8 protein-coding genes and 1 pseudogene are annotated in these 8,195 nt (G+C 44.7%); 4 read left to right on the forward strand and 5 right to left on the reverse strand.

The window, feature by feature from the left end:
• The 3 genes from AB7U21_RS08460 to htpX all read left to right on the forward strand — a co-directional run.
• Positions 1–330 (forward strand): hypothetical protein (locus AB7U21_RS08460; RefSeq protein WP_428388285.1); only part of this gene is annotated, 330 nt, incomplete at its 5' end.
• 3 nt (positions 331–333) lie between these two features.
• Positions 334–603: a hypothetical protein gene (locus AB7U21_RS08465; protein ID WP_333786491.1), complete on the forward strand. Its 270-nt coding sequence runs from the start codon at positions 334–336 to the stop codon at positions 601–603.
• 132 nt (positions 604–735) lie between these two features.
• Positions 736–1,593, forward strand: a complete 858-nt coding sequence (htpX, locus tag AB7U21_RS08470; RefSeq protein WP_428388287.1) for a zinc metalloprotease HtpX — start codon at positions 736–738, stop codon at positions 1,591–1,593.
• A 3-nt stretch (positions 1,594–1,596) separates the two neighbouring features.
• Here the strand turns inward: htpX and AB7U21_RS08475 are convergent, their stop codons facing one another.
• The 3 genes from AB7U21_RS08475 to AB7U21_RS08485 form a co-directional block, all read right to left on the reverse strand.
• Complete coding sequence (locus tag AB7U21_RS08475) at positions 1,597–2,049, reverse strand: DUF488 domain-containing protein (protein WP_333786489.1); 453 nt, start codon at positions 2,047–2,049, stop codon at positions 1,597–1,599.
• A gap of 64 nt (positions 2,050–2,113) precedes the next feature.
• A complete protein-coding gene (locus AB7U21_RS08480; protein ID WP_428388289.1) occupies positions 2,114–2,668 on the reverse strand; it encodes a hemerythrin domain-containing protein in 555 nt (184 codons plus the stop codon).
• A complete protein-coding gene (locus tag AB7U21_RS08485) occupies positions 2,665–3,024 on the reverse strand; it encodes a DUF488 domain-containing protein (protein ID WP_333786487.1) in 360 nt (119 codons plus the stop codon). Before AB7U21_RS08485 ends, AB7U21_RS08480 begins: the two co-directional genes overlap by 4 nt.
• A 746-nt stretch (positions 3,025–3,770) precedes the next feature.
• On the opposite strand from AB7U21_RS08485, the gene aroA reads away from it, so the two are divergent.
• Positions 3,771–5,054, forward strand: a complete 1,284-nt coding sequence (gene aroA / locus AB7U21_RS08490; protein ID WP_428388291.1) for a 3-phosphoshikimate 1-carboxyvinyltransferase — start codon at positions 3,771–3,773, stop codon at positions 5,052–5,054.
• On the opposite strand, the gene AB7U21_RS08495 is transcribed toward aroA, so the two are convergent.
• Together AB7U21_RS08495 and AB7U21_RS08500 are read right to left on the reverse strand one after the other, a co-directional pair.
• Positions 5,055–7,106, reverse strand: coding sequence for a hydantoinase/oxoprolinase family protein (locus tag AB7U21_RS08495; RefSeq protein ID WP_428388293.1), 2,052 nt, complete (start codon positions 7,104–7,106; stop codon positions 5,055–5,057).
• 170 nt (positions 7,107–7,276) lie between these two features.
• Positions 7,277–8,195 (reverse strand): annotated as a pseudogene (locus AB7U21_RS08500) (coenzyme-B sulfoethylthiotransferase subunit alpha); the annotation flags it as partial.

Below are 8,195 nucleotides of genomic sequence, written 5' to 3' on the forward strand. Positions count from 1 at the left end.
GATGCGCAGCTTGTGATCAAGGACCATGCCGGAGATGCAAAAATAAAGATCAGCAATGGTTCTGAGATCGTCCTGGAACTGGATAATTCCCTTGCAGCTGAGCAAAAGAGAGCACTGGTATATTCCGACCTTACAGCCAAAGTGAGTATTTCGGGTAGCAGGCTTACGGTCATGGTAAGAGGTACAGAACTCGATCTGAAGGTCGAAGGGACCGGAAGTGCTGTACTTTCAGGAGAAGGCACATATATGGCAGGTGCTGGAGAAGAAAGCAAACATTGGGCTTCCCAATTTGAGAGGGATCCTGAAGAAGATAGTTCACAGGAGGAGTGAAAGATGAAATATGCTACTATTTGCGTTCTGTTCATATTTGTCTGTGCCCTTGTAATTTCCGGATGTGCAGATAAAAAGGATAATGCCTCTGAACTGACATCATCATTGATATCTACTGGGAATGATACTGCAGCTGCCGATGCAATACTTGCCGAAGGAAATGTCAGTATAACCGACACTGAGATACAGGATATGGAGCAGGAAATGAAAGAGTTGGAAGCTCTTATTCTTGAGATGGAAAAAGAAGAGAACATTACTATCGAAGAGATCTGATGGCTTCATCTCTTTTCTCTGTTTAATTTTTATATTTAGTATTTAGAACTATCTTTTTATAGATGAACATACATAGAGGATATGAAAACTTATGAGAACTCATCCAATGAGGTCTGTTGAGGTAAATACAATATGGGAAACATGCTGAAAACAACTTTGTTATTGGCATCCTTGACCGGTTTACTGGTCATGGTCGGAAATCACTTTGGAGGGTCTTTGGGAATGATCATAGCGTTCGTATTCGCTATAATCATGAACTTCGGCACCTACTGGTACAGTGATAAGATAGTATTGCGTATGTACAGGGCACAAGAGGTCACTGCTTCTGAGCATCCGCAATTGTATGGCATAGTGAAGAAGCTTGCAACCCTTGCAGACATGCCTATGCCCAGGGTCTATATAGTCCACACGGCCATGCCTAATGCCTTTGCAACGGGACGGGATCCCAAGCATGCAGCTGTCGCTGCCACCACAGGCATATTGGACCTTCTGACAACTGAGGAACTGGAAGGCGTGCTGGCTCATGAAATGGCCCATGTGAAGAACAGGGACACACTGATCAGTGCCATCGCGGCGACCATTGCCGGTGTCATATCCATGATAGCCACCTGGGCACAGTGGGCAGCTATATTCGGCGGGTTCGGAGGCCGCGACGAGGAAGGAGGCAACAATATCCTGGGTTTCCTGGCATTAGCCATTGTGGCTCCCCTTGCAGCTACCATTATACAGCTTGCCATTTCCCGATCAAGGGAATTTGCTGCCGATGAGGAAGGAGCAAGGATCTGTAAGAAACCATGGGCTCTTGCAAACGCCCTGGAGAAACTGGAATATGGTTCTGCTCTTTACCGCCCGAGAAGGGGAGATGTACAGGCATCAGACAGCACAGCACACATGTTCATAGTCAATCCTCTTAAGGGAGGCGGTTTCAGCAACCTGTTCAGAACGCATCCCTCCACAGAAGAGAGAATAGCTCGTCTTAGGGCTATGTAACGATCAAGAGAAAGAAGAGAAGTCGATCTGACCGGGCTCGGTCAGATGTATAACTTTTATTCCTGACTGTTCCAGATGTTGCGCGAGGTAACGGCGGTGACAGTCCTTTGGATTTTTTTCCGCACACATTAACACCGGATATCCGTCAATATCGTTTACTTCCATTATGAAGTCTACAAGCCTGGAAAAACTGTTATTGAACTCTTCTGTTCCCATGTATTCGTTGTAGGAACTCTCCCGCATACCACCCACACCGGTGCAGTGCACATACGAGATCCCGTTCTTTGGGAGTATTGACTGTAATGACTCCTTATCAAAATGTTCCATCCATGAATGCGGATAACGCCTTATATCTACAAGGTGGGTCATCTTGTTGTTCTGCAGCATGGATATGAACTCTTCAAGAGTACGATCTCCATATCCGATAGTGTAACAGATAGGTCCTTTGGACATCATAAGGTTAATAGGGATTATTATATACTAATGTACCGCTAGAGTTAACTTACTGATATTGATGATTTTATTTTAAATATATACCAGCCAGCCGATGAAGCATTTCATGCAATTCTTCATGTTTGCCCATTCCAATCTTTTCCTTTTCAACGATTTCAAAACTTTCAAATAATTCCTGATTCTGCTTTCCTGAAAGCTTTTTTTCAGCCATCGTGAAAAGAACATTGTTTTCTTTATCAATGTGTTGGACCAAGAGCTTGATATAATACCTTCCATTTTTAATGATCTTTGAACGATCCATGAGATCCAAATTCTGCTTATCAGAAATAGCTTCACCTATAGCATGTGCATATTTACGTCCTGCTTCATGCTCCTGTATAAGCACGTCTATTAGTTTTTTTGCTTCACCTCCATTTATACTCTCCAGCGTAGGGAACAGCAATTCTTCTTCTTTTGAATGATGACATTGGTCCACAAAAACAACCATGAAATCATGTAGCTGTTTTAGGTGTTCAGGGTCTACTTCCTTTCCAGAATCAAGCAATTCACATATCTTTTCCAGAATACCGAGCATTAGAGTTATTTCAGTATGCTCATGTCTCAAATCCTCAACACCCATCATTCTTGATCGCTCCTTATATATTCAATATACTCATTCAGGGCAACTGCATTATTGAAATTCTCATCATTTGCCGAGTAAAGAAGGGTAACATCATTATTTTCTGCTCTTTCTATGATCTGGTAAACATATTCTTTTTTTGCATCCAGCTGTTTGAAATAACGTTCTTTGAATCCTTCCCACTTGTCTGGATCATGAGAATACCATTTTCTCAGGTCATCACTGGGAGCTACTTCTTTTAACCACATGTCGAATTTTGCTGTTTGTTTGCTAAGACCTCTTGGCCAAAGCCTATCTACCAGTATTCTTATGCCATCTTTTTCTGAGGGTTGATCATAAATCCTTTTTAATCGAATCATTATTCAATCCCTTCAATTTACATAAATGGATCATTGTTTTCCGGGCAAACATGAATAAAATATTTGAGTATTTTTCATTAACTTATTTCAGTTCTGCATATAAATATTACAAAGAATTGAGATTATAGGGTCCTTCTCATAGGTCGTAAGCAGGGCATCCAGAACCATCTCTTTGGCAAGCTTAACATGAAAAGTAAAAACTGGTTCATCAAGATTTAGTAGTATAACCCTTTATAGGGTTCAGGGACATCTTATTTATACTTTTTCTAAAAAGGGGTGATATAGGCCCTGTAAACAGGATATTCAAAAGATATTCTAATGCAGTATTTTAAAATGTACTACAAGACTTCTATGAGAACGAGTCGATTAGTTCGTTGATCGCTGATCATGATAGTTTTCACAGCGCCCATTTTTCTTTATTTCCTACAGATAAAGACAATTTTTGTTTCCAGCGGGAAAGTATCATTCTAATAAATTTTAATATCCTGTCGTATAGATTAAATTTTGAAATCCTCTGCTTGAAGGCCGGAATTGTTTAAGTATTGAAGGAGAAGTTGTCTGCCCAATAGTAATATCTATTTAAATCGACATGCTCACACAATATTTTACGTAAAATATAGAAATATGTAACAAAGTATTAACGAAATCCTTAATTCGCATTGTGTAGTATTACCCTTGCGATTGGAACGCTTGGGACATTGTTAGTTTCCATGAGCAGAAATTTTGCAAGACGAGGTTGTACACAAATGAGGTTTTCAGTTGATGTCTCAAAGATTCAGGGAGAGTTGGATGCACCTACATCAAAAAGTTATACTCATCGGGCTATTGCCATAGGCGCCCTTTCCAGTGAATGTATCGTCAGAAAACCCTTACTGTCAGCAGATACTCTGGCAACTGTAGCCGCCTGTGAAAAATTAGGAGCTAAGATAGAACTCATCAATGGTGACCTGCATATAACAGGCATAAAAGGAAAACCCTGCGTACCTGATGATGTAATAGATGTGAAGAACTCTGGTACTACTCTGCGCCTTATGACTGCCATATCTTCACTGGCAAATGGCGCGACAGTGCTTACAGGCGACAGTTCAATAAGAGGAAGACCTAACCAGCCACTTCTGGATGTGCTCAACAAGATGAGTGTGGAGGTTTTTTCCACAAGGAACAACGGCTGTGCTCCCATTGTAGTAAGGGGAGGGCTCAGAGGCTCTGCTGCGGAAATTGATGGTTCCATGAGTTCGCAGTTCATTTCTGCATTACTGATCACATGTCCGCTTGCTGCGGAAGATACGATCCTCTCCGTGAAAGGACAGATGAAATCCAGGCCTTATGTGGATATCACTATAGAAATGTTAGCAGAAGCCGGTGTAAAGATATTGGTAGATGAAAACAATGGAATTAGATTCATTATTCCGGCAAACCAGAAGTATGATCTTAAAGAATACACCGTTCCCGGAGATTTCTCTTCAGCCTCCTATCTGCTTGCAGCCGCAGCGATGCTGGGTCCATGCATCAGCGTCCATAATCTATTTCCTTCGAAACAGGGAGATTCCGAGATCATCAATGTGCTCAGGCAAATGGGGACAGACGTGCACTGGGATACGGAAAAGGGTATTGTTACCGTTAAACGAAGAACTCTTAAGGGAATCATGTTCGATGCCGGAGCCACGCCGGATCTTGTACCCACTGTAGCAGTACTTGCTGCTGTTGCCGATGGTGTGACAGTTATAGGCAATGCAAAGCACGTGCGTTACAAAGAAACAGACAGGCTTCATGCTATGGCATTGGAGCTTTCAAAGATGGGCATCATGGTCAAAGAGGAGCCTGATAGTCTTACTATCACTGGTGGTAAACTCATAGGTGCAGCTGTGCACGGATGGCACGATCACAGGATAGTGATGGCATTGACCCTGGCAGGAATGGTTGCAGGGAACACTACGATCGATACTGCCGAATCAGTGTCCATTTCCTATCCGGATTTCTTTGAAGAAATGAAGTCCATCGGAGCAAAAATAGAAAAGCTTGAAGGATGATCATCTTCCGGAATATGATCCATCAAGCGCTTTGCTGAAACTGAATGCTTTTTTGCGCATATATTCGGGGATACAGTTCTTATCCATCACTATACGGGAAGTTCCCACACCCAATACTATGATCTTGGATTCCATGGGCATTTCCCCTTCGGTGATCACCATGTCCTTTCTGGTGACCTTGATCTCCACCTCATTGTTACAATAACCTGCTCCTATCATGTAGTCCATTACTATCTTTTTGCCGATATTGGTCGCGAATGCTATGGCTTCAACATGGTCACCAAAGACCTTTCTTCCTTCAGGAGTGAACACGAAGTATTCCACAACCTCTTTTGCCTCTTTGAGCTCCTCATTCGAGACACCTTCTCCGGTAATGGGGGCAAAGTGTTTCTTGATAAGGATATCCACTCTTTTTATGCCTTTGCCTACCAGTGCACCTGCCGCATTGCCAACTTCTGCGTATTCAGGTACGATGAACTGTGCATCAATGAGCTTTTCCATCTCTTCCTTGAACGCCCACACAGGTCCACCCAGTAGTACAACAGGAGTTTCGACCTTAAAACGGGTAAAATTCTCGCCTGACAGGATACGCTGCACAATATCGGCCGGTATACCTTCTATGAGGTAGGCTATCAGGTCTGCTGCCATGTTTCTTGCGACCTTTCTTTTAACTTGCCGGCAGAATTCTTCTTTATCTATCTGCAGTAATTTTGCCAGCTTTTCTGCACCTGCAACAGAGGCTTCAGTATCCCATTTCTGTAGTTCCCCAAGTACATGGAGCGTATCCGTCGGAGTGAAACCAATGGGCTGTATCAGGCGCTTCTTTATGAGATTATCAATAGCATAGGTGCTCGGCTGCTTTTTCATTTTCTGGAAGAGATCAACATATGATACAGGCGTATGCAGGATATAATCATATATCTCTTCCTCGCTTTTTGTAAGGCCGATAGGTTTGAACCCTGTGCGCACAAAATATTTTGTGGATTGCACGTTCTCATCAAGGATCTTCTTGGAAGGGCTCTTGCCCTCCTGCAGCTGCTTCAGGAAACCCGGATACTGCTGTGCTGCACGGCAGAGAGGAATGACCCTGCGGGGTCCCACATGGAATTTGTGGTCGCTGATCCATACATGACTGTCACCGCCAGTGGCGGAGGTTTCCATGCGGACAGCTTTGACCATGGTCTTCCAGCCTCCTACAATGGCACCATGTTCACTGAGTTCAGGCACTCCGTTCTTGATAAGGGCGACATCGGTACTGGTACCACCTACGTCTATCATGGCGCAAGTGTCCAGTTTTGCAAGATAGGAAGCACCTACAAGGCTTGCGGCAGGACCTGAGAAGATCGATTCTATCGGACGTTCCAGCGCCTCTTCCATACCTACCACAGAACCGTCACACTTAAGCATAAGCAGGTTTGCCTCAATCCCTCTTGCACGAATATCTTTAAGTATGGACTGTATGAACTGGTGTGTGATCGGGAGCAGCTGGGCATTGAGGTATGCGGTTATCGCACGATCATATGCCCCCACTTCCTGGGACAGTTCATGACCACATACCACCGGCAATCCAGTTAGTTCTGTGATTATCTGCTTTACCCTGAGCTCATGATCTGAATTGCGGTTGCTGAAGAAGGCAGAAACCGCAAAGGCAGCCACCTTGTCCTTTACCTCCAGAGCGAAAGTCCTTACTTTTTCCTCATCCAGGGGAGCAGCCTCTTCACCATTGCTTGTATGGCCGCCGTTCACCATGATATAGTTAGGTGTGGGGAACCCTTCCTGTGGTATAGCATAATCTCCAACGAGGATAGCAGCCACCGGGAATCCTGTGTCCTCAAGGATCGTATTGGTGGAAAGTGTTGTGGAAACCGACACCAGTTTGACATTGCGGACATATTCCTTATCCAGTTCATCGATAGCCCTGCTTATCCCGTCCAATGGATCAGGATATGTGGTTATTACCTTTGTTTTCTGTACTATCACCCCATCCGTATCACGAATGAGGACAGCATCTGTAAAAGTTCCGCCGGCATCTATTCCCAGACTATATTGCATAGGTGACACTCCATGAAAACAGGCACTATCTGCCTTAAATATACTATAGAAAAAGGAATTGCATCATATATAATAGTTGGTCACACCAACAAAATGAGGCATTAGAAAGCGAATTTATGAAAAAGAGAAAAGAAGTAGGCATAAAGCCTACCTGTGTCTTATCTTTGGATTTACTTTGCCGGGATGATGAGTGATCTCTCACCAGCAGGCATGAACTCGCGCAGTGCGCCCCTACCGAATTCCTTCCTTGGAGCCGTAAAGTCAAAGGGCAGGAGGCTGTCTGCGAAACAGACCTTGATGAGTGGGTTCACTGCATATGCGTCGCCGCGGCCTGCGTGTGCTGCAGATGCTATTGCAGCGTATCCACCCTGGTGACCTACGTTCATGGCGTAGTTGGGGTAGTTAGGTCCACGCAGCTCAACAGGCAGACCCTCGTCGGACTGGTAGGACAACACGTTGGTTGCACCGCACTGGTCCTGCAGGTCGAAACCGAAGAATCCGAGACGTCCGTATCCTTCCTTGTGCAGGTACATACATAGGTACCATCCGGACAGACCGGCATTACCGTTACCTGTTGCGATAGCGGTTGCGGCACCAGCTGCTGCGGAGAGCACAGTTGCCCTCTGTGAGCCACCGAAGTGGTCCTCAAGTGCAGTTGGGTATTTCTCGTAGTTCTCAAGGCCATACAGAGTGGACTCTGTGGCTATATCCTTGACAACTTGCAGAGTTGCCTTTACCTTGTTGTCTGTACCCTTCTTGGCTGCGCCGTTGTACTTGTCGTTGATGTAGTCTACATCGTAGTACAGGTTGTCATCCAGGATATTGTTGGTGTATGCAGCGGTTGCGTACTGTGTGAAACCGACACCACCGGACATGTATGAACCGAGCCAGATCTGGTCATAGAGCATACAGCCTGCACCGACTACCTCAAGGGCTACGTGTGCTGGGTCTTCGGGGTTTACACGGCTGGTCTGCACAATATCTGCGAGGTGACCGAAGGAGATACCTCCTGGCTCGTTTGGACCCCGTGCACGCCTTGCTGGAAGCATTTCACCCATGGAAATGACACCAGCGTGCTTTGCTGCGTAT

The sequence above is a fragment of the Methanomethylovorans sp. genome, from assembly GCF_050177135.1.
Lineage (GTDB): Archaea > Halobacteriota > Methanosarcinia > Methanosarcinales > Methanosarcinaceae > Methanomethylovorans.

Bases quoted from the DNA above. Each gene is read 5' to 3' on its own strand.
- AB7U21_RS08465 (WP_333786491.1), top strand. From the start codon at position 334: ATGAAATATGCTACTATTTGCGTTCTGTTCATATTTGTCTGTGCCCTT.
- htpX (WP_428388287.1), top strand. From the start codon at position 736: ATGGGAAACATGCTGAAAACAACTTTGTTATTGGCATCCTTGACCGGT.
- AB7U21_RS08475 (WP_333786489.1), bottom strand. From the start codon at position 2,049: ATGATGTCCAAAGGACCTATCTGTTACACTATCGGATATGGAGATCGT.
- AB7U21_RS08480 (WP_428388289.1), bottom strand. From the start codon at position 2,668: ATGATGGGTGTTGAGGATTTGAGACATGAGCATACTGAAATAACTCTA.
- AB7U21_RS08485 (WP_333786487.1), bottom strand. From the start codon at position 3,024: ATGATTCGATTAAAAAGGATTTATGATCAACCCTCAGAAAAAGATGGC.
- aroA (WP_428388291.1), top strand. From the start codon at position 3,771: ATGAGGTTTTCAGTTGATGTCTCAAAGATTCAGGGAGAGTTGGATGCA.
- AB7U21_RS08495 (WP_428388293.1), bottom strand. From the start codon at position 7,106: ATGCAATATAGTCTGGGAATAGATGCCGGCGGAACTTTTACAGATGCT.